The organism is Pseudomonas sp. DWRC2-2, from assembly GCF_049897885.1.
GTDB lineage: Bacteria > Pseudomonadota > Gammaproteobacteria > Pseudomonadales > Pseudomonadaceae > Aquipseudomonas > Aquipseudomonas azotoformans_A.
The window spans coordinates 737,057-756,795 of sequence record NZ_JAFCXD010000003.1; the positions used below are offsets into that span (position 1 = coordinate 737,057).

18 protein-coding genes are annotated in these 19,739 nt (G+C 59.5%); 2 read left to right on the forward strand and 16 right to left on the reverse strand.

Annotated elements, in window-relative coordinates:
- Positions 1 to 28: 28 nt before the first annotated feature.
- From ACP7EW_RS18735 to ACP7EW_RS18810, 16 genes are all read right to left on the reverse strand, one after another.
- Positions 29 to 1,060: a DUF5924 family protein gene (locus ACP7EW_RS18735; protein WP_033901538.1), complete on the reverse strand. Its 1,032-nt coding sequence runs from the start codon at positions 1,058 to 1,060 to the stop codon at positions 29 to 31.
- A 72-nt stretch (positions 1,061 to 1,132) separates the two neighbouring features.
- On the reverse strand, positions 1,133 to 2,515 hold the full coding sequence (locus ACP7EW_RS18740) for a M16 family metallopeptidase (RefSeq protein ID WP_426218827.1): 1,383 nt from the start codon (positions 2,513 to 2,515) through the stop codon (positions 1,133 to 1,135).
- A gap of 57 nt (positions 2,516 to 2,572) precedes the next feature.
- A complete protein-coding gene (locus tag ACP7EW_RS18745) occupies positions 2,573 to 4,231 on the reverse strand; it encodes a Na/Pi cotransporter family protein (RefSeq protein WP_016978808.1) in 1,659 nt (552 codons plus the stop codon).
- 211 nt (positions 4,232 to 4,442) lie between these two features.
- The gene (locus ACP7EW_RS18750; protein ID WP_014716354.1) at positions 4,443 to 5,210 is read right to left on the reverse strand and encodes a TerC family protein; all 768 of its coding nucleotides are present in this window, start codon (positions 5,208 to 5,210) and stop codon (positions 4,443 to 4,445) included.
- 65 nt (positions 5,211 to 5,275) lie between these two features.
- Complete coding sequence (locus ACP7EW_RS18755) at positions 5,276 to 6,583, reverse strand: CitMHS family transporter (RefSeq protein ID WP_016978810.1); 1,308 nt, start codon at positions 6,581 to 6,583, stop codon at positions 5,276 to 5,278.
- 241 nt (positions 6,584 to 6,824) lie between these two features.
- On the reverse strand, positions 6,825 to 8,786 hold the full coding sequence (locus ACP7EW_RS18760) for a DUF4105 domain-containing protein (RefSeq protein ID WP_426218829.1): 1,962 nt from the start codon (positions 8,784 to 8,786) through the stop codon (positions 6,825 to 6,827).
- On the reverse strand, positions 8,783 to 9,103 hold the full coding sequence (locus ACP7EW_RS18765; protein WP_034110655.1) for a DUF2388 domain-containing protein: 321 nt from the start codon (positions 9,101 to 9,103) through the stop codon (positions 8,783 to 8,785). The genes ACP7EW_RS18760 and ACP7EW_RS18765 overlap by 4 nt, the downstream gene beginning before the upstream one ends.
- 38 nt (positions 9,104 to 9,141) lie before the next feature.
- Positions 9,142 to 9,450: a DUF2388 domain-containing protein gene (locus ACP7EW_RS18770; protein ID WP_426218831.1), complete on the reverse strand. Its 309-nt coding sequence runs from the start codon at positions 9,448 to 9,450 to the stop codon at positions 9,142 to 9,144.
- An 80-nt stretch (positions 9,451 to 9,530) separates the two neighbouring features.
- Positions 9,531 to 9,851: a DUF2388 domain-containing protein gene (locus ACP7EW_RS18775; protein WP_025854295.1), complete on the reverse strand. Its 321-nt coding sequence runs from the start codon at positions 9,849 to 9,851 to the stop codon at positions 9,531 to 9,533.
- 136 nt (positions 9,852 to 9,987) lie between these two features.
- Positions 9,988 to 10,173, reverse strand: coding sequence for a DUF1127 domain-containing protein (locus ACP7EW_RS18780; protein ID WP_426218834.1), 186 nt, complete (start codon positions 10,171 to 10,173; stop codon positions 9,988 to 9,990).
- A 263-nt stretch (positions 10,174 to 10,436) separates the two neighbouring features.
- Complete coding sequence (locus ACP7EW_RS18785; protein ID WP_010168694.1) at positions 10,437 to 10,652, reverse strand: DUF1127 domain-containing protein; 216 nt, start codon at positions 10,650 to 10,652, stop codon at positions 10,437 to 10,439.
- Between the two features lie 318 nt (positions 10,653 to 10,970).
- Positions 10,971 to 12,464: an acetyl-CoA hydrolase/transferase family protein gene (locus tag ACP7EW_RS18790; protein WP_426218836.1), complete on the reverse strand. Its 1,494-nt coding sequence runs from the start codon at positions 12,462 to 12,464 to the stop codon at positions 10,971 to 10,973.
- Positions 12,465 to 12,643: 179 nt separating this feature from the next.
- Positions 12,644 to 14,080 (reverse strand): NAD(P)(+) transhydrogenase (Re/Si-specific) subunit beta, encoded by a 1,437-nt coding sequence (locus ACP7EW_RS18795; protein WP_269132438.1) that lies wholly within the window; start codon positions 14,078 to 14,080, stop codon positions 12,644 to 12,646.
- Complete coding sequence (locus ACP7EW_RS18800; RefSeq protein ID WP_003187417.1) at positions 14,080 to 14,400, reverse strand: NAD(P) transhydrogenase subunit alpha; 321 nt, start codon at positions 14,398 to 14,400, stop codon at positions 14,080 to 14,082. The genes ACP7EW_RS18795 and ACP7EW_RS18800 overlap by 1 nt, the downstream gene beginning before the upstream one ends.
- A gap of 15 nt (positions 14,401 to 14,415) precedes the next feature.
- Complete coding sequence (locus ACP7EW_RS18805) at positions 14,416 to 15,537, reverse strand: Re/Si-specific NAD(P)(+) transhydrogenase subunit alpha (protein ID WP_038851152.1); 1,122 nt, start codon at positions 15,535 to 15,537, stop codon at positions 14,416 to 14,418.
- A 452-nt stretch (positions 15,538 to 15,989) separates the two neighbouring features.
- Positions 15,990 to 16,889: a LysR family transcriptional regulator gene (locus ACP7EW_RS18810; protein WP_426218838.1), complete on the reverse strand. Its 900-nt coding sequence runs from the start codon at positions 16,887 to 16,889 to the stop codon at positions 15,990 to 15,992.
- A 157-nt stretch (positions 16,890 to 17,046) separates the two neighbouring features.
- Between ACP7EW_RS18810 and ACP7EW_RS18815 the strand changes: the two genes are divergently transcribed.
- Both ACP7EW_RS18815 and ACP7EW_RS18820 read left to right on the forward strand, forming a co-directional pair.
- Entirely contained in the window at positions 17,047 to 18,228 is a 1,182-nt protein-coding gene (locus ACP7EW_RS18815) for an acyl-CoA dehydrogenase (RefSeq protein ID WP_010207882.1), read from the forward strand.
- 12 nt (positions 18,229 to 18,240) lie between these two features.
- Positions 18,241 to 19,461: a CaiB/BaiF CoA transferase family protein gene (locus tag ACP7EW_RS18820; protein ID WP_426218841.1), complete on the forward strand. Its 1,221-nt coding sequence runs from the start codon at positions 18,241 to 18,243 to the stop codon at positions 19,459 to 19,461.
- The last annotated feature ends 278 nt before the right edge of the window (positions 19,462 to 19,739 follow it).

The window sequence follows — 19,739 nt, forward strand, 5'->3', positions numbered from 1 at the left end:
CAATTCCTACGTAATAGCACGAACCTGCCTACTTTGGGTTGTCCGTTTGTGCTGAGTCGGTCACTTTGAAGCGCAATACGCCGATCACTTGCCCGTCTTCGGTCAGTACGCGTACCTGCCAGCGGCCCACGGCATCACCAGGGAAGTTCTGCTTGTGGGTCCAGGCGCGGTAGCCCTCTTTGCGTCCGCCATGAATGTCCAGGGCGATGCGGTCGACTTCTTTGCCGTTGAATTGCCACACATGGTAGATGCGCTCATCCAACCCGCGCGGCGCGTTGATCGCGGTGTAGGCGTACAGCCCGCCGCTGCGCAGTTGGGCGGCGGTGACTTCCTTGAGGTCGTCGCCCGGCGTGCGGTCTTGCAGCTGTGTGCTGATGGCGACTTCGGTCATCCACAAGGTGGCCGGTGGCACCCAACTGCGCAGGAACCACCCGGCGCACCCAATGGCGGCCGTGACCCCGAGTAACATCGCCCAGCCTTTGACACTGCGCAGCGGCATACTCACGGCCAAGCTCGGAATCGACAACGCCATGGCCACGCCGAGGGCGAGTTTGTAACTTTCGGCCGTGGTCAGGTGCAGGATGATCGGCAGCGCAGTGAGCAGCGCAGCGAACAAGGTGAAGGTGTGCAGCGCGAGGAACAGTGAACGTTTGGGCGCCAGCCATTTGTAGTACAGCGGGTCGACGATCGACACCAGCGCCGCCGCGCCGAGCAGGCCGGTGAACACCGATTGGCCGCTGTTCCATGCCGTGGTGATGAAAAAGAACGGCAACACGAAGAACAGGCTTTCCTGGTGGATCATCTGGGTCGCATAGCGCAGCAACGGTTCGGGAATCTCGCGCTTGAAAACCTTGGTGAACAGTTGGGTGAAGCTGTTTTCCAGCATCAGCCACAGCCAGCTCACCAGCATGATCACCGCGATCCAACTGGCCATGCCCTGCTGGCGGTCCACCAGGATGAAACTGCACACCCCCGAGATGAAGCCGCCGAGTGCAATCACCCCTGGGTAACGCTTCATCAGTTCGAGGACGCGGGTGATCAAGCGGGTCAGGTTTTGCATTCGGCGGTTCGCAGTCTTTGTAGGAAAAAATCCCAAACAGAATAACGTCTTAGCCCGTCATCCGTTGCGTCATTACGCGATCCGTTTGCGATAACGCCGCACGCCGATCAACACAAAGGCGATCAGCCCGAGTAGACCGGCGCCGATCCAACTGAGCAGGTCGTAACTGAGCAGCGGTTTCTCGATGCGCCAGTAACCGGGTTGCTTGAACACTTGGCGCATGGCCTGGTTGGTCTGGTCCAGGCTTACGGCCTTGATGCGTTTGACCGGGTCGCTGAAGTGACCATTGTTGTAGTCACCGGAAGCGCTCCAGTAATAGTCGGCCAATGCGCTGTTGCCCTGCACGGCCCAGGCCTGGCGGGCGACCGCGGCTTGTTGCAGGCGGGCAAACACCGCCGGGTCGAGGCCTTCTTTGAGCAACTGCGCCCTGAGGTCCTGGAGGACCTGTTCGGCTTCGGGGAGGTTTTCCCGCTCAAGGTCGGCATTCAGGCTGAGGAAGCCGACGCCGCCAAGCACTTCGCGTTCGCTCCACGGGCCGTAGGACAAACCGTGCTTGAGGCGCAGTTGACGGTACAGCGCCCAGTCGAGGTAGTCCTTGAGCAGGTCGTAGGTTTCGTCATGCCCTTCGTCCAGCACAGGTTCAGGGAACAACCAGTGCAGCTTGGCGCTATCGCCGACCCAGCCGTGGATCAGTTCGCGGTGGGCGGCAGCGGCGTGCTGGATTTCCGGGAGTGCCGGGTGTTCCCGGGGCTCGACCGGGTCGAGCTGGCCATAGGTGCGTTCCAGATAGGCTGGCAGCAGTTTGTCGAGGTCACCGACGATGATCAGGGTCATGTTGTTGGGGGCGTACCAGTTTTTGCGTAGGCTCTCCAGTTGGTCGCGGGTCAGATGGTCGACCTCAGCGCGTTCGGCGCATTTGAGGCCCAGTTCGACGGCCAGTTGATTGCTGGCGGTGTGGCCCAGGTCCTGGCGATCCAGCAGGCGTTGCAGGTGTGAGTAGTGGCCGCCGTCTTCGCGCTCTACCACCCGCTTGGCGGCGTCGATATTGGCGTCGGTCAATTCGGTGCGGGTGAGGATCGCCAGCAGCAGGTCCAGCACCTTGCGCTGGTTTTGCGCAGGCGCCTCGATCACGAAGGTGGTGTCGGCGTTGCTGGTATAGGCGTTCCACTCGCCGCCCAGCGCCTGCATGCGGTCTTCCAGCTCACCTTCTCCACCACCGTCGATGCCGCTGAACAGCAAGTGTTCCAGCAGGTGCGGCAGCTCTTTGTCCTCGCAACTGAAGTCGTCCAGGCCCACGCCCACCACCAGGCGGATCGCCACATGCCCGCGTTCGGTGCCCGGTTTGAGCAGCAATTGCAGGCCATTGGGCAAGGTGTAGCCCTCGACTTGCAGGCGGTCAAAGGCGAAGGCATGGGCAGCACCCATGAGCAGGCAGGCGAACAACAGGCGACGCATAACAAGCTTCCTGGCGAGTGAGGTCAGTTTTAACTGACTTCACGGGCCATAGTACGTTCAGGGCGAATGTGTGATGTCGGCAATATCTTCGGCGGAGAGCGCGCCGGTGTCGGACGTTTCCAACACTACATAAGCACTGCTGCAAAACAACGAGTTGAGGCGTTTCATGTCCGCAATCAGCTCCAGGTGTAGGGAGCTGGTCTCCAGGCTCTGTACGATTTTTCGCTGCAGGCGACTCACGTGGGCGTGGGCCAGGCGGCGTTCCTGGGCGCGGAATCGGCGTTTTTCGCGCAGCAGTTGGCGGGCGCTTTCCGGGTCTGCGCTGAGGAACACCGACAGGCCCAGGCGTAGGTTGGCGATCAACTGGCTGTGCAGGCCGGTGAGTTCTTCCAGACCCACTTCGGAGAATTGGCGACGCTGGGAAGTTTTCTGCTGCTGGACTTTGCGCAGCATGCGTTCGATCAGGTCGCCGGCCAGTTTCAGGTTGATCGACAGCTCGATGATTTCGGCCCAGCGGCGGCTGTCCTGTTCACTGAGGTCTTCGCGGGGCATTTGCGCCAGGTAGAGCTTGATCGCGCTGTACAGCGATTCGACATCATCACTGAGGCTGCGCATTTCCTGAGTGATGGCGGTCTGTTTGCCGCGCAGCACTTCCTGCATGGCGGTGAGCATGTTGTCGATCAGGTCGCCCAGGCGCAGGGTTTCACGGGCGGCGTTGGCCAGGGCCAGGCTTGGGGTGCTGAGTGCCGTCAGGTCCAGATGGCGCGGCTTGGCTTTGCCGTTGACCTCTTCACGCTCGGGCAGCAGCCAGGCGCATAGTTTTGCCATGGGGCCGATGGTGGGCAACAGGATCAGGCAACGGCTGACGTTGTAGAGCAGGTGGAAGGTGATGACCATGCCTTGGGCGCTGTAGTCCAAGCCATCCATCCACAGCACCAGCGGGTCCAGCACAGGAATGATCAGCAACAGGCCGATCAATTTGTACAACAGGCTGCCCAGCGCGACCTGGCGTCCGGCGGCGTTCTGCATGCTGGTACTGAGGAAGGCCAACACGCCGCTGCCGATGTTGGCGCCGATCACCAGCCCGATCGCGACATGCAAGCCGATCACGCCTGCGCCGGCCAGAGTCGCGGTAAGTAGGACGGCGGCCAGGCTGGAGTAGGAAATCATTGCGAACAAGGCGCCGACCAGGGCGTCGAGCAAGATGTCGCCGGTCAACGACGCGAAGAGCACTTTCACGCCCTGGGCATGGGTGATCGGCCCGGCGGCTTCGACAATCAGTTGCAGCGCAAGAATGATCAAGCCGAGGCCGATTCCCACGCGGCCCAACTGTCCTGCCCGCGTTTGTTTGCGTGACAGGAAGAAGATCACCCCGAGAAAAATCAGCAGCGGCGACAGCCATGACAAATCGAACGTCAACACCCGCGCCATGAGCGCCGTACCGACATCGGCGCCGAGCATGGTCGCCAGGGCGGGCATCAGCCCCATCAGGCCCTGGCCGACAAAGGAGGTCACCAGCATCGCCGTGGCGTTGCTGCTCTGCACCATGGCCGTCACCAGGATACCGGCGATAAACGCCAGCCAGCGCTTGGACATGTTCTGCCCGATGACTTGGCGCAGGTTGGAACCGTAGACCCGCAGGATGCCGGTACGGACGATGTGCGTGCCCCAGATCAGCAGGGTCACGGCGGAAAGCAGATTGAGCAAGGTCAGCATGCTCGGCCCCCCGTGTGGGTGCGCTCTAAAGTGAGCGAAGGAAAGTTGCCGCGTGCCGCTCTACGTCTTGTATTTAAGCTGTAGTTGGCGAATGGGCTCTGCGCCAGCATCGCATAGCTAAAGTGGGGATTGAAACAAAACTGTCATGAAATCAGCTTTTTGCGCATGCAAAAAAGGGGCTTATAAAAGCCCCTTTTTGTCTGGCTCGGGTTTATTGACCCGGAATGTCTTTGCGCAGTTTCACCGGGTCCTGCTGTTTTTTCTTTTTCGCGATGGCGGTGCGCATCTTGATGTTCACCGCTTCCACCGCCAGCGAGAACGCCATGGCGAAGTAGACGTAGCCTTTTGGCACGTGCACATCGAAGGATTCGGCGATCAGCACGGTACCCACCACCAGCAGGAACGACAGCGCCAGCATCTTCAGCGACGGGTGCTTGTCGATGAATTCGCTGATGGTGCCGGCCGCCAGCATCATCACCAGTACCGCCACGACAATCGCCGCGACCATGACCGGGACATGGGACACCATGCCGACGGCGGTGATCACCGAGTCCAGGGAGAACACGATATCGATGATGGCGATCTGGATGATGGTGTAGATGAACTTGCCACCGGCGCCCTTCGGCTCGTCGTGGGTTTCGTCTTCACCTTCCAGCGCGTGGTACATCTCCTGGGAGCTTTTCCACAGCAGGAACAGGCCACCGAAGAACAGGATCAGGTCGCGACCGGAAATGCCCTGGCCGAACACCACGAACAGGTCAGCGGTCAGTTGCATCACCCAGGTGATCGACAGCAGCAGCAGGATGCGCGTGACCATGGCCAGCGCCAGGCCGAAGATCCGGGTCCGCGCCTGCATGTGCTTGGGCATGCGGCTGACCAGGATCGAAATCATGATGATGTTATCGATGCCCAGGACGATCTCGAGGGCCGTCAGGGTGAAGAAGGCAATCCAGATCTCCGGATTGGTCAGCCATTCCATGTGTATTCCTTTGAGCAAGTGTTAAACCGCGCAAGCTGCAGCGCCGCGCGGTTGAGTTGGTACGATTATAGAGTGCTGAACAGCGGAATAATCCCCATCAGCAACGCGGCGACCATTATGCACAGGCACACCAGTACTGCCCACTTGAGGGTAAAGCGCTGGTGATCGCCAAACTCGATACCGGCCAAAGCGACCAGCAGGTAGGTCGAGGGTACCAGCGGGCTCAACAGGTGCACAGGTTGGCCGACGATCGACGCACGACCCATTTCTGCAGCCGTGATGCCGTAGTGGCTGGCGGCTTCGGCGAGTACGGGCAGTACGCCATAGTAGAACGCATCGTTGGACATGAAGAACGTAAACGGCATGCTCACCAGCGCGGTGATCACGGCCAGGTACGGGCCCAGCGCCTCAGGGATGACGGCCAGCAGGCTCTTGGACATGGCATCGACCATGCCGGTACCCGACAGGATGCCGGTGAAGATACCGGCCGCAAAGATCAGCCCTACCACCGCCAGTACGCTGCCAGAGTGTGCGGCGACGCGGTCTTTTTGCATCTGCAGGCATGGGTAGTTGACGATCATCGCGATACTGAACGCCACCATGAACAGCACCGGCAGTGGCAACAGGCCCGCAATCAGTGTGCACATCAGGGCAAAGGTCAGGGCGCCGTTGAACCAGATCAGCTTCGGACGCCGGGCGTCCGGGAATTGCGACACGCTGATTTCGCTGTGGTCGATCTCGTCGCCTTGCAGGTGTAATTCACCCAGGCGTGCACGCTCGCGCAGGCCGTACATGTAGGCGATCACCAGGATGGCGACGACGCCGGCGGCCATGGCCGGGATCATCGGTACGAAAATGTCCGATGGGTCCACATGCAACGCACTGGCGGCGCGGGCGGTCGGGCCACCCCAGGGGGTCATGTTCATCACGCCACCGGCGAGGATGATCAGGCCGGCCATGATCCGCGGGCTCATGCCGATGCGCTGGTACAGCGGCAGCATGGCGGCCACGCAGATCATGTAGGTGGTGGCGCCGTCACCGTCGAGGGACACGACCAGGGCCAGCACCGCGGTGCCGACCGAGACTTTCAGCGGGTCGCCCTTGACCATCTTGAGGATCTTGCGCACGGCCGGGTCGAACAGGCCGGAGTCGATCATCAGGGCAAAGTAGAGAATGGCGAACATCAGCATCACGCCGGTCGGCGCGAGCTTGGTGATACCCGCAAGCATCATCGGGCCGATCTCAGGCGCGAAACCGCCGAACAGCGCGAACAGGATCGGCACGATGATCAGGGCGATCAGCGCGGACAGGCGCTTGGTCATGATCAGGAACATGAACGTGATGACCATGGCAAAGCCAAGGAAAGTCAGCATAGGAATACTCCAGGCGTAGCGCGGCTAGGGAATGGCGAACCGAGTGGGGGTCAGCGCAGAACGAAAGGCACGAGGCGCACGGGTGGAGTTGGGGCGAACAGGCGGGTACGAGCGGACATCGGGAATCACCATTGTTGTTGTTAACAGCCGGTCTGTTGCCGGCAGTGGGGGCGATCCTAGACGGGTAAGCTTTCAGCCAGCTTTCGCCGGCTGAAAGGGTGATGAAGGGTTGTTCGACGTTTCAGGGCAGTTCGAGGCCGCCCGCCGCCTTATGCAATGCCCGCAAATGCTCTCCCACCTGCTTGAGGTTGGCTTCGCAGGCGGCAATCTCGGCGGAGCGCGAGGGATCCAGCAGCGCCCTCACCTCTTTATCCAACTCGCCAGTCAGTGATTGCAGTTGCTTCTGGCGCTCGGCGCTTTCCGATTCCAGGCGCTTGGCTTCCGAAGGTTGCGGCAGGCCATAGCCGCCGCTGCCCAGGAGTTCTGCCGGGCGGCTGAGGAAGCCGCTGTTGGCGAGGATCTGTTGCAGCGTGGCGTTGGCTTTCTCCATGCCGCCGTTTTTCAGCTCGCGGGCGCCGAGGTACCGTTGCTTGACTTCGTCCTGGGCCAGCATCAACTGCTTGCGAAAGCTCGCCTGCTCGAGCAGCAACAGCGCAGCACTGGTGCGCAGGTCGGCTTGGCCGAACCACTGACGGCGCTCCTCTGCGCTGAGGGACAGCCAGTCTTCGACCTGGGTCTGTTTGATCGGCAAATGCTTGCGCAGCACATCGAACATCGCCTGGTAGCGTTCGCGGAAGGAGTCGAAGTGATAACCGAGGCGCAATGCCCTGCGTTTGTCGTCCAGTACGCTGGTGTCGGCCAGGCCTCGGGCGCTCAGTACTTCGAGCAAACCGTTGGGCGTGATGTTGTCCAGACCGGTCAGTTGCGGGTTGGCGCTGCCGCTGCGTAACAGCTTCAGGCTCTCCACTGCACAGTTGTTGGAAATGAAGAAGTAGTTGCCGTCGTAGCTCCAGTGCATTTCGGCGGCATGCTCGACGGTGTCGTTGATTTCCTGGCGGGTCAGTTTCAACGGCACGGAGGCCAGGCCGCGCAACTCGGTCTTGGTGTACTCGTCGATCACTTGCGCCAGCGGCAGCACAAACAGGCGCGACGGGTATTTGCCGACCAGGCCGTCCCAGCTCGACAGCTGTACGTCACCGACAAATGCGCGGTAGGACAACACCAGGTGCTGGTCCAGATCCAGCCGACAATCCGGCCCGCGCGGCCGACCTGGCGCGCAGATCACCAGGCGCAACATGCTGTGGCCCCAGCGGCTCACCAGGTTCTGGTTGGCTTCGGCCAGCAGGTAGTCGATTTCGTAGACGCGCTCCGGGTCGACATGGCCCAGCGGCGTCTTGGCGAAATCGTTGCCGGCGTTCAGGAATGCATAGGTGTTGGCGCAGGCGTCTTGATTGGGCGGCGCCCAGCCAAAGTGTTCTTTGTAGTAACGGAACAGTGAGGGGCGGCGACAGGCGTAGCTTGGGTCAAGCAGGAAGTACTCCATGTTGACCGCGACGAATTCCAACGGGCTGGTGGTTTCGTAGATGTCCGGGCTGCGCGCGACCTGATGGTTGTTTTGTTCGCGCTCGCCACGACGGCCGACGTATTGCGGCCAGCCGGCAAGGTCCAGCAGGCGGGGGTCATCGCTGAGGGTAAAGCGTCGGTCATTCTGGCCCCGGCATTGATCCGGCAGGCCGATCAAGCCGGTGATGTTGTTCTGGCGGCTGCAGCGGTTGATCAATGCACGGTCTGCTTTCGACCACAGGCGTGCACGGTCATAAATGTGGGTCAGCTCATGCAGTACGGTGGCGAGCATTTCGCGGCGCACGGTGCCATGGGGGCGGTTGGTTTTCTGGGTGGCGGCGCTGCCGTCGGTCAGGCTGCTAAGCAGGTTGCGATTGAGGTCCAGCTCGGACACCAGGGAGGCTTGCCCGTAGGCGTTCTCGGGCATCTTGTCGGTCCAGCCGACATCGATGCGCCGGTCCAGCTGCTCGATGAAGCGCGGCGGCAAAGCGCGCATCGCTTCATCGAGCAACGCCTGGCTCGCCTGCTGTTCAGCCGGGCTCAAGCCCTCGGTCTTGAGCCGCAACTGCAGGTCGGCTTGGGCTGCGCTGGCACACAGCAGCACAACCCCGGCCAGGAGCCAGGCGGCCATTCGCCTCACAGTGCGAGGATAGCTTCGGCGAGGGTCTGGTCACTGGCGTCGCGGGCTTCCGGCAGACGGGTGCGCAGGGTGTCGAAGGCGGCTTCCAGGCGTGCGCCACGGATTTCGCCGTTGGTAGCGACGAAGCTGGCAGCGTCATCGTGGGCTTCGCGCACGACTTTGGAGTCGCGGATGGAGGTGGTGGTGTCCGAGGTGAAATCAATGGTGCGGCCAGAGGCGCGAACAATGATGTTACTGGTGGCCACCAGGGTCTGTGCCTGGGCAACGTCGGCCAACAACAGCAGGCCAAGGGTGGCGGCAATCAGCGGGCTACGCATGGAATAACTCCAAATACAAAGATGGAATACAGAGATGATTATTGGACGAGAATTGCTTGCGCCAGTTCAAGGTCGCTGGCGTTAAGTTTTGGTTGGCTGCGGCGCAGATAATCCAGCGCTGACTCCAACCGTGCCCCCCGCCATTGGCCGCCAGTGGCGATAAACGCGGCAGCGTCATCCTGGGCGGCCATTATCACTTTTCTGTCGAAGGGTGCGGAAGTCACCTTGCTGGTGGCGTACGCACTGGCGACGGTGCTCTGCGTGGTCAGGTCGAAGGCCGAAGCCAAGGGCGACCAGGCGGCGCAAAGCAATACAGGAACTATTAACAGGCGGTATGAAAAAGCCATGGGACTCGACAACTGAAAACGAGCGCCAAGGCTAGCGTAATGACCGGGCGAGAGCCAGCGCCCAGGCATCAGCCCTGCATTCAGATCGCCAGGATGGCCTGGGCCAGCTGTGCGTCAGTTGCGGTGTTCAGCTGCGGCGCTTGTTGGCGGATCTGGGCCAGGGCGCTTTCCAGTTTCACGCCACGGATGGCGCCTTCGCTGGCAACAAAGCTGGCGGCGTCGTCACGGGCAGCGCGTACGACTTTGTTGTCGCGCAGGGACGAGGTGGCATCGGAGCTGGCGTCGGAGGTGGCTTTCAGCGCGCCGACGATGGAGTCGGTGGTCACGATGAAGCTGGTCGCGTTGGCGTTGGCAGCCAGGGCCAACAGGGCGGCGGCACTCAGCAGGCGAAGACGGGACATGGGATGACTCCTGTAGATGAACGGATAAGGTGGCGCAGGGCAGCCATTGGGGATCAGACGCCTGTACTACGCGGTTCGCCACGTGGTGACTGGATATTAAGCCGCCGTTTATCCGTTCGGGAAGCGTCTTGACTGCCTAGTCACGCCAGAACGGTTTGGACAGCTCGTTCATTCGGTCGCCAGGGCTGATGCCCAGGTCGGACAGTTCACGGCTATCTAGCTGCGACAGCTGGCGTCGTTCATAGGCCTGGCGCAGCCATTTGGCCACGGTCGAGGCCGCTTTGCGTAACAACCGTTTATAGCGGGGGGACGGCGTATCCATGGCGAGCACCTTTCATGAGGTCTTGGAGCACCATGTTGAGCGAGGGGATGTGACCGATACAGATACACTGAAGTTAAATTGTACTGCTTAACTGTTGTATTTTTTAAACTGTACCTGTCGTCGAATCATGCCACTGTTTTCCGGTTGAAAACCCAAACCCCGAAAACAGCAAAGCCCGCCTCCGGTTTCCCGTGGCGGGCTTTGCTTTGACAAATCAGGGTGCTGGCGGTGGACCAGGTAGGTCAGGGCCAGCGAGCGCTAAATCAGCGCCAGAACGGCTTGCTCAGCTCTTCGTAGCGTTGAGCTTCGCTGATGCCTGCGTCAGCCAGCAGACGCGAGTCCAGGCGAGCCAGTTGGTGGCGGCTGGAGATGCGGCGCTGCCACAACATCAGGTTGGCGATAACGCGCAGAGGCAGAGAGGCCTGGGTGTTTACAGCTTTTTCTTCGAAGAACAGATCGGAACTGAGTGTACGTTCCATGATGACATCCTTCCGCTTGTGGCGGGATTAGGTAGTGGTTTAACTGATGCCAATGATCCTCTTCCGGCGCAAGACTCTCTAGATACAGTTCACCTGTATTGTGAGGGGCCAGTTAACTGTTTATAGGGGCTGTACTGTACGGAAATGGGGCAACTGTACCTGTCCGCACTAAAGTAGTGCGAAATAGGCATTTTTGAAGTGGCGTGTGGGATATTTCGGTAGGAAATGACCGGTACAGCAGTACAGTTTTTTCAAGAAATGCCGGTGGAGATGTCGAGCTGATGAAACTGTGTTTGCATCAGCCCGGATCTGTATCAATTACGCCTTGAGCATATGCCCGGATTCTTCCAGGTTGATGTGCCAGCTCAGTGCATCACGCAGGATGTGCGGCGTGTGCCCGCCGATGGCGCAGGCAGCGTTGAAGTAACTGTTCAGGGCGTCGCGGTAGGCGGGGTGCACACAGTTGTCGATGATCACCCGCGCCCGTTCCCGTGGCGCCAGGCCACGCAGGTCGGCAAGCCCAACCTCGGTGACCAGGATGTCGACGTCATGCTCGGTGTGGTCTACATGGCTGACCATCGGCACCACACTTGAAATCGCCCCGCCCTTGGCAATGGACTTGGTAACAAAGATTGCCAGGTGCGCATTGCGCGCAAAATCCCCGGAGCCGCCAATACCGTTCATCATCCGTGTGCCACAGACATGGGTGGAGTTGACGTTGCCGTAGATGTCAAACTCCAGCGCGGTGTTGATACCGATGATGCCCAAGCGACGCACCACTTCCGGGTGGTTGGAGATCTCTTGCGGGCGCAGCACCAGTTTGTCCTTGTACTTCTCCAGGTTGCCGAACACATCGGCATTGCGACGCTCCGACAGGGTGATAGAGCTGCCCGACGCGAAACTCAGCTTGCCCGCGTCGATCAGGTCGAAGGTCGAATCCTGCAACACTTCCGAATACATGGTCAGGTCTTCGAACGGCGATTCGATCAGGCCACACATCACCGCGTTGGCGATGTTGCCGATGCCGGCCTGCAACGGCCCGAGTTTGTTGGTCATGCGGCCGGCGTCGACTTCCTGCTTGAGGAAGTTGATCAGGTGATTGGCGATGCCTTGGGTATCGCTGTCAGGCGGCGTCACGGTTGAAGCGGAATCGGCCTGGTGGGTGATAACGATGGCAACGATCTTTTCCGGTGGAATCGGAATCGCAGTGCTGCCGATCCGGTCATCGACCTTCACCAGTGGGATCGGCGTACGGGTTGGCCGATACGTCGGGATATAAATGTCGTGTAACCCTTCTAGGTTAGGGTTGTGCGCCAGGTTGATCTCGACGATCACCTGCTTGGCGAAAATCGCAAAGCTGGCCGAGTTGCCCACAGAGGTTGTCGGCACAATATGACCCTGCTCAGTGATCGCGACCGCTTCAATCACCGCAATGTCCGGCAACTTGAGCTGGTTGTTGCGCAGTTGCTCGACGGTTTCCGACAGGTGCTGGTCGATAAACATCACTTCGCCGGCGTTGATCGCCTTGCGCAAGGTGCTGTCGACCTGGAACGGCATGCGTCGCGACAGCACGCCCGCTTCGGTCAGTTGCTTGTCCAGGTCATTGCCCAGGCTGGCACCGGTCATCAGGGTGATTTTCAGCGGCGAGGTCTTGGCGCGCTCGGCCAGGGCGTGGGGGACGGCCTTGGCTTCACCGGCACGGGTGAAGCCGCTCATGCCGACGGTCATGCCGTCCTCGATCAGTGCGGCGGCGTCTGCCGCGCTCATGACCTTGTTCAACAACGAAGGCAAGCGGATACGATCACGGTACATGGATTGTTATCTCAGGCTACGGAAGCAAGGTGCGCAGTTTAGTGATTTCAAAAAATTTCGGCCCGCTACCATGGTCGAATGCCAGACAGCGATTTAGAGCCTTTGGTCGAGTTTCACGTGGTAATAAAAAACCCCAGCCTACTGGAGGCCGGGGTTTCGAGTATTGCGCTGAAGCAGTGTTACTCGACGGCTTTGACCATGTCTTCGATGACCTTCTTGGCATCACCAAAGACCATCATGGTCTTGTCCAGGTAGAACAGCTCGTTATCCAAGCCGGCATAACCACTGGCCATCGAGCGTTTGTTGACGATGATGGTCTTGGCCTTGAAGGCTTCGAGGATCGGCATTCCCGCGATCGGTGAGTTCGGATCGTTTTTGGCTGCCGGGTTGACCACGTCGTTCGCGCCCAACACCAGCACCACGTCGGCCTGGCCGAACTCGGAGTTGATGTCTTCCATCTCGAACACCTGGTCGTAAGGCACTTCGGCCTCGGCGAGCAGCACGTTCATGTGGCCAGGCATACGGCCCGCCACCGGGTGGATCGCGTATTTCACGGTGACGCCGTGGTGGGTCAGCTTCTCGGTCAGTTCCTTGAGCGCATGCTGTGCGCGTGCCACGGCCAGGCCGTAGCCTGGAACGATAATCACGGTGTCGGCGTTGGTCAGCAGGAAGGTCGCATCGTCAGCCGAGCCGGACTTCACTGGGCGCGCTTCTTTGGAGCCGGCTGCGGCACCTGCATCCGGCGCATTGCCGAAACCGCCGAGCAGTACATTAAAGAAGGAGCGGTTCATCGCCTTGCACATGATGTACGACAGGATCGCGCCGCTGGAGCCCACCAGAGAGCCGGCGATGATCAGCATCGAGTTGTTCAGCGAGAAACCGATACCCGCCGCTGCCCAGCCGGAGTAGCTGTTGAGCATCGATACGACCACAGGCATGTCGGCGCCGCCAATCGGGATGATGATCAGCACGCCCAGCACGAACGCCAAGGCCAGCATCAGCGCGAAGGCGGTGAGGTTGCCGGTGAACATGAACGCCAGGCCCAGGCCAAGCGTCAGCAGGCCGAGCACCAGGTTCAATTTATGCTGGCCGCCAAACTGTACCGGTGCGCCCTGGAACAGGCGGAACTTGTACTTGCCCGACAGCTTGCCGAACGCGATCACCGAACCGGAGAAGGTAATTGCACCAATGGCCGCGCCGAGGAACAGTTCCAGGCGGTTACCGGCAGGGATTGCGTCGCCCAGATGTTTGACGATGCCCAGGGATTGCGGCTCGACCACCGCAGCAATGGCGATAAACACCGCTGCCAGGCCGATCATGCTGTGCATGAACGCCACCAGCTCCGGCATCTTGGTCATTTCAACGCGCTTGGCCATGATCGAACCGGCGGTGCCGCCGATCAGCAGGCCGACGATCACGTAGCCGATACCCGCTGTGGCCAGCTCAGCACCCAGCTTATAGATGAGGCCCACGGTGGTGAGCACCGCCAGCGCCATGCCGAGCATGCCGAACAGGTTGCCGCGTCGCGACGTGGTTGGGTGCGACAGGCCTTTGAGGGCCTGGATGAAGCAGATCGACGCGATCAGGTAGAGCGTCGTTACCAGATTCATGCTCATTACTTCGGCGCCTCTTCTTTTACTTTCGGGGCTTTCTTCTTGAACATCTCAAGCATCCTACGAGTCACCAGGAAGCCGCCGAACACGTTGACTGCGGCGAGGGCCACGGCCAGGGTGCCCATGGTCTTGCCCAACGGGGTCACTGTGAGGGCGGCGGCCAGCATGGCGCCGACGATCACAATCGCGGAAATCGCGTTGGTCACCGCCATCAACGGCGTGTGCAGCGCAGGGGTCACGTTCCAGACCACGTGGTAACCGACATAAATCGCCAGCACAAAGATGATCAGGTTGTAGATACCGGGGGAGATAAGCTCTTCCATCGTCTGAATCCCTGCTTAGGCGTTTTTGCGGATGACTTGCCCGTCGCGGCACATCAGGCACGCGGCGACGATGTCGTCTTCGAGGTTGATTTCAAACTGCCCTTCCTGGGTGAAGACCAGCTTCAGGAAGTCCAGCAGGTTGCGCGCGTACAAGGCTGATGCATCGGCGGCGACAGCGCCGGCCAGGTTGGTCGGGCCGCAGATGATCACGCCGTTTTCCACCACGACCTGGTCGGCGACGGTTAGTGGGCAGTTGCCCCCTTGGGCAGCGGCAAGGTCGATCACCACGGAGCCGGGCTTCATCTGTGCGACGGTTTCGGCGCTGAGCAGGGTCGGCGCCTTGCGGCCTGGAATCAGGGCGGTGGTGATGACGATGTCGGCCTGCTTGGCGCGTTCGTGCACCGCCAGGGCCTGGCGCTGCATCCAGCTGGTTGGCATCGGACGGGCGTAGCCACCAACGCCGACGGCGCATTCGCGTTCTTCATCGGTTTCGTAGGGCACGTCGACGAACTTGGCGCCGAGGGACTCGATCTGCTCTTTCACCGCCGGACGGACGTCAGACGCTTCGATCACTGCACCCAGACGTTTCGCCGTGGCGATGGCTTGCAAGCCTGCAACCCCCGCACCGAGGATCAACACGCGCGCAGCTTTGACGGTGCCGGCAGCAGTCATCAACATCGGCATGAAGCGCGGATAGTGATGAGCGGCGAGCAGCACGGCTTTATAGCCGGCGATGTTGGCCTGGGACGATAGCACGTCGAGGCTTTGAGCCCGAGAGGTACGCGGCGCGGCTTCGAGGGCAAAGGCAGTGATGCCCCGCTCAGCCAGCTTGGCGATGGTTTCGTTGCTGAAGGGGTTGAGCATGCCCACCAAGACGGTGCCGCTTTTGATCAGCGCGAGTTCGCTGTCGCTGGGGGCAACCACCTTGAGGATCAGCTCGGCGCCAAACGCATCGTTGGCACTGCCAATGGTTGCGCCTGCCGTTTCATAGGCACTGTCAGTGATGCTGGCTTTAATGCCGGCGCCGCTTTGTACAGTGACCTTATGGCCCTGGCCGATCAGCTTCTTGATGGTTTCCGGGGTGGCAGCCACCCGCGTTTCACCGGTCTGGGTTTCGAGAGGAACACCAATGTGCACGTCAAATCTCCTGCATGATCTTTTTGCTTTTGATCTTTTTGTAAAAAGGCCAGTGCACCGCGAGTGGCGCAACTGGGGCGGCCGATCAGCACGATCCCGCTGAAATGACAGCGGGGCGCGGCATTTTGCAGGCGAACTTTACGGCCATCAAGGGATTATGACGGGTGACGAAAAATTAACTACAAGTCACCCTGTGACTGATTGTCGCAACACATTGAAATAACCTCTTCAAATACAGGGTCTTAAAGGCCTGTAGGCGTTTTTGTAGCTTTTTGACATCTTTGATGTGAATAGTCGGTCATTGGCTTGTATTAGTCGCTACAAGCCATATGGATCATGGCTTTGAGCCCTATTTTTGCCTGACAGATACAGTCTGTTGAAATGCGACATATACGTATATCTGTAGGATTTAAAATTTACTGACTACAAAGTCAGCAATGTAGTTTAGACCTTTAAATACTAGGACTGTAGCGCTTTGATTGTTCGATAAGCCAATCCCTGAATGCGTGCATCGAGGCTGATTCGATCTTTCTGTCAGGAATCATCAAGTAATAAGCCTTCGAGCTGCTCAGCGCTTCGGGACTCGCAATCATCAGTTGGCCCTCCTCCAATTCGCGTTGGATAAGGAACGGCGGGATCAGCGCGATTCCCATGTCATGCATGGCGGCTTGGGACAACATCGAGAATAGCTCGTAACGAGGGCCTGTCATGTCGCGGGGTACGCTCAACTGCTGCGCGTTAAACCACTGGCGCCACGCGTAGGGTCTCGTCGTTTGCTGAAGGAGGGGTAGTTCTGCGATTTCCTGAGGGCTGAATTGCGTGCTGCTACCCAGCAGTCGAGGGCTGCACACGGGGACGGGATTTTCTCCCATCAAACGGTGCGATTCCGTACCGGACCAGTCGGCATCGCCGAAGTAGATGGCGGCGTCGAATTCGGTGTCGGCAAACAGGAAGGGTCGTGTGCGGTTTGTCAGGTTGACTGTGACTTCCGGGTGCTGGTGTTGAAAATCCTTGAGGCGTGGGATCAACCATTGAGTTCCGAACGTGGGGACAACGGCCAGCTCGATAGTGTTAGCGCCCTGTTGACCCATGACGGAAAGCGTATCGCGCTCCACTGCGTCCAACTGTGTGGCAACGCGACGGCTGTAGGACAGCCCTGCTTCCGTCAGTTTTACCCCGCGCCGTGAGCGGCGAAACAGCTCGACACCCAAAAACTCTTCAAGGCTGGCGATCTGTCGACAGATGGCGCCTTGCGTGATCGAAAGCTCGTGCGCGGCCTTGGTAAAGCTCTCATGGCGGGCCGCGGCTTCAAAACTGACAAGGGCGGTGGTACTGGGGATTTTCCTACGCATATACCGTGTCCTCACATGTAAAGCGCATATGCGCGCTTTTCGTCGGTTTCGAAGTGAGAAATTAGCACAACCCTATGCGGAAACCTCGTTTGCCCTCCTCGCCTGTCGGGCCTAGGCTGGTTCCACGACTTCCGTTTCTTTCCGCGAGGACTTATTCATGGCTGGCAAGGCAAGCTTCAACTGGATCGATCCACTGCTGCTGGATCAACAGCTCACCGAAGAAGAGCGCATGGTGCGCGACAGTGCTGAGCAGTTCGCCCAGGACAAGCTGGCGCCGCGTGTGCTTGAAGCCTTCCGCCATGAAAAGACTGACCCTGCGATTTTCCGCGAGATGGGCGAGACCGGTTTGCTCGGTGCGATGATTCCTGAGCAGTACGGCGGCAGCGGCTTGAATTACGTCAGTTATGGGTTGATTGCCCGCGAAGTAGAGCGTGTCGACTCCGGCTATCGCTCGATGATGAGTGTGCAGTCGTCACTGGTCATGGTGCCGATCAATGAGTTTGGCACCGAGGCGCAGAAACAGAAGTACTTGCCGAAGTTGGCGTCTGGGGAGTGGATCGGCTGTTTCGGCCTGACCGAGCCCAATCATGGGTCTGATCCAGGTGCGATGATCACCCGAGCGCGCAAGGTAGAGGGTGGTTACAGCCTCACGGGCGCGAAGATGTGGATCACCAACAGCCCGATTGCGGATGTGTTTGTGGTGTGGGGCAAGGACGATGCCGGCGATATCCGGGGCTTTGTCCTGGAAAAAGGCTGGAAAGGTCTGAGCGCACCGGCGATTCACGGCAAGGTCGGGCTGCGCGCCTCCATCACCGGTGAGATCGTGATGGACAATGTGTTCGTGCCGGAAGAGAACATCTTCCCGGACGTGCGCGGCTTGAAGGGGCCTTTTACCTGCCTTAATTCTGCGCGTTATGGCATCTCCTGGGGGGCGTTGGGTGCTGCCGAGTTCTGCTGGCATACCGCTCGCCAGTACACACTGGATCGCCAGCAGTTCGGCCGTCCATTGGCGGCGACCCAACTGATCCAGAAGAAGCTGGCCGACATGCAGACCGAGATCACGCTGGCCTTGCAAGGCTGCCTGCGTCTGGGGCGTATGAAGGATGAAGGCACTGCGGCGGTTGAAATCACTTCGATCATGAAGCGCAACTCCTGCGGCAAATCCCTGGATATCGCGCGTATGGCGCGCGACATGCTCGGTGGCAACGGCATTTCCGATGAGTTCGGGGTGGCGCGTCACCTGGTCAACCTGGAGGTCGTGAATACCTATGAAGGTACTCATGATGTGCATGCCCTGATCCTCGGGCGCGCGCAAACCGGTCTTCAGGCGTTCTATTAATAGGAGCACGGCATGGGCGCGCTTTCGCATCTACGTGTACTGGATCTATCGCGAGTACTGGCGGGCCCCTGGTCCGGGCAGATCCTTGCGGACCTTGGGGCTGAAGTGATCAAGGTCGAGCGACCGGGCAGTGGCGACGATACGCGCGCTTGGGGGCCGCCCTTCCTTAAGGATGCCTACGGCGAGAACACCAGTGAGGCGGCGTACTACCTGTCGGCCAATCGCAACAAGCAATCGGTGACAATCGACTTCACGCGGCCGGAGGGGCAGGCGCTGGTGCGTGAGCTGGCGGCCAAGTCGGACATCCTCATTGAAAACTTCAAGGTGGGCGGGCTTGCGGCTTATGGGTTGGACTATGAGTCGCTCAAGGAGATCAACCCCGAGTTGATCTACTGCTCGATCACGGGCTTTGGTCAGACCGGACCCTATGCGGCGCGGGCAGGCTATGACTTCATGATTCAGGGGTTGGGCGGACTTATGAGCCTGACGGGGCGCCCCGAGGGGGATGACGGTGCAGGCCCGGTCAAGGTAGGTGTGGCGCTGACTGACATTCTTACGGGGCTCTACTCGACGGTGGCGATTCTGGCGGCACTGGCTCATCGCGATCATGACGGTGGCGGGCAGCACATCGATATGGCGTTACTGGATGTGCAGGTGGCCTGCCTGGCCAACCAGGCGATGAATTACCTGACGACAGGGGCATCGCCTAAACGGCTGGGTAATGCGCATCCGAATATCGTGCCTTATCAGGATTTTCCCACCGCCGACGGTGACTTCATCTTGACGGTGGGTAATAACGGGCAATTTCGTAAGTTTGCCGAAGTGGCTGGGCAGCCGCAGTGGGCGGATGATCCGCGCTTCGCTACTAATAAGGTGCGGGTGGCGAATCGGGCGGAGCTGATTCCTTTGATTCGTCAGGCGACGGTGTTCAAGACGACGGCTGAGTGGGTGTCGCAGCTGGAACGGGTCGGTGTGCCTTGTGGGCCAATCAATGACCTGGCGCAGGTGTTCGCCGACCCTCAGGTCAAGGCACGTGGGTTGGAGATGGCATTGCCTCATGCGCTGGCGGGGATAGTGCCTCAGGTTGCCAGTCCGATAAGGCTGTCCAAGACGCCGGTGGAGTATCGCAATGCACCTCCACTGCTGGGAGAGCATACGGCTCAGGTGCTTCAAGATGTATTGGGATTGGGTGTGGCGAATGTGGTTGCTCTGAAGGCAGCGGGTGTTATCTGAATCCTTTCTTCTACATAGAAGGTACTGGCGGCCGTTGATTGGTGGTTTTTTAATCAATTCTCACTAATTGATAGAAAAGTAAAATCAAGGGTTGACGGCAGATTTCATACGTCTATAATTCGCCCCACTTCCGGCGCAGTCGAAACGGAAAACTCCTTGGTAAACAATGAGTTATGTAGGTTTCGGCAGCAGGTTGCTTCAGTTCATCGAAGCCAAAAGGAAGTTGAAAAAGAGGTGTTGACAGCAGCGTGTAACGCTGTAGAATTCGCCTCCCGCTG

Bases quoted from the DNA above. Each gene is read 5' to 3' on its own strand.
- ACP7EW_RS18735 (WP_033901538.1), bottom strand. From the start codon at position 1,060: ATGCAAAACCTGACCCGCTTGATCACCCGCGTCCTCGAACTGATGAAG.
- ACP7EW_RS18740 (WP_426218827.1), bottom strand. From the start codon at position 2,515: ATGCGTCGCCTGTTGTTCGCCTGCCTGCTCATGGGTGCTGCCCATGCC.
- ACP7EW_RS18745 (WP_016978808.1), bottom strand. From the start codon at position 4,231: ATGCTGACCTTGCTCAATCTGCTTTCCGCCGTGACCCTGCTGATCTGG.
- ACP7EW_RS18750 (WP_014716354.1), bottom strand. From the start codon at position 5,210: ATGGAATGGCTGACCAATCCGGAGATCTGGATTGCCTTCTTCACCCTG.
- ACP7EW_RS18755 (WP_016978810.1), bottom strand. From the start codon at position 6,583: ATGCTGACTTTCCTTGGCTTTGCCATGGTCATCACGTTCATGTTCCTG.
- ACP7EW_RS18765 (WP_034110655.1), bottom strand. From the start codon at position 9,103: ATGCGTAGCCCGCTGATTGCCGCCACCCTTGGCCTGCTGTTGTTGGCC.
- ACP7EW_RS18770 (WP_426218831.1), bottom strand. From the start codon at position 9,450: ATGGCTTTTTCATACCGCCTGTTAATAGTTCCTGTATTGCTTTGCGCC.
- ACP7EW_RS18775 (WP_025854295.1), bottom strand. From the start codon at position 9,851: ATGTCCCGTCTTCGCCTGCTGAGTGCCGCCGCCCTGTTGGCCCTGGCT.
- ACP7EW_RS18780 (WP_426218834.1), bottom strand. From the start codon at position 10,173: ATGGATACGCCGTCCCCCCGCTATAAACGGTTGTTACGCAAAGCGGCC.
- ACP7EW_RS18785 (WP_010168694.1), bottom strand. From the start codon at position 10,652: ATGGAACGTACACTCAGTTCCGATCTGTTCTTCGAAGAAAAAGCTGTA.
- ACP7EW_RS18790 (WP_426218836.1), bottom strand. From the start codon at position 12,464: ATGTACCGTGATCGTATCCGCTTGCCTTCGTTGTTGAACAAGGTCATG.
- ACP7EW_RS18795 (WP_269132438.1), bottom strand. From the start codon at position 14,080: ATGAGCATGAATCTGGTAACGACGCTCTACCTGATCGCGTCGATCTGC.
- ACP7EW_RS18800 (WP_003187417.1), bottom strand. From the start codon at position 14,400: ATGGAAGAGCTTATCTCCCCCGGTATCTACAACCTGATCATCTTTGTG.
- ACP7EW_RS18810 (WP_426218838.1), bottom strand. From the start codon at position 16,889: ATGCGTAGGAAAATCCCCAGTACCACCGCCCTTGTCAGTTTTGAAGCC.
- ACP7EW_RS18815 (WP_010207882.1), top strand. From the start codon at position 17,047: ATGGCTGGCAAGGCAAGCTTCAACTGGATCGATCCACTGCTGCTGGAT.
- ACP7EW_RS18820 (WP_426218841.1), top strand. From the start codon at position 18,241: ATGGGCGCGCTTTCGCATCTACGTGTACTGGATCTATCGCGAGTACTG.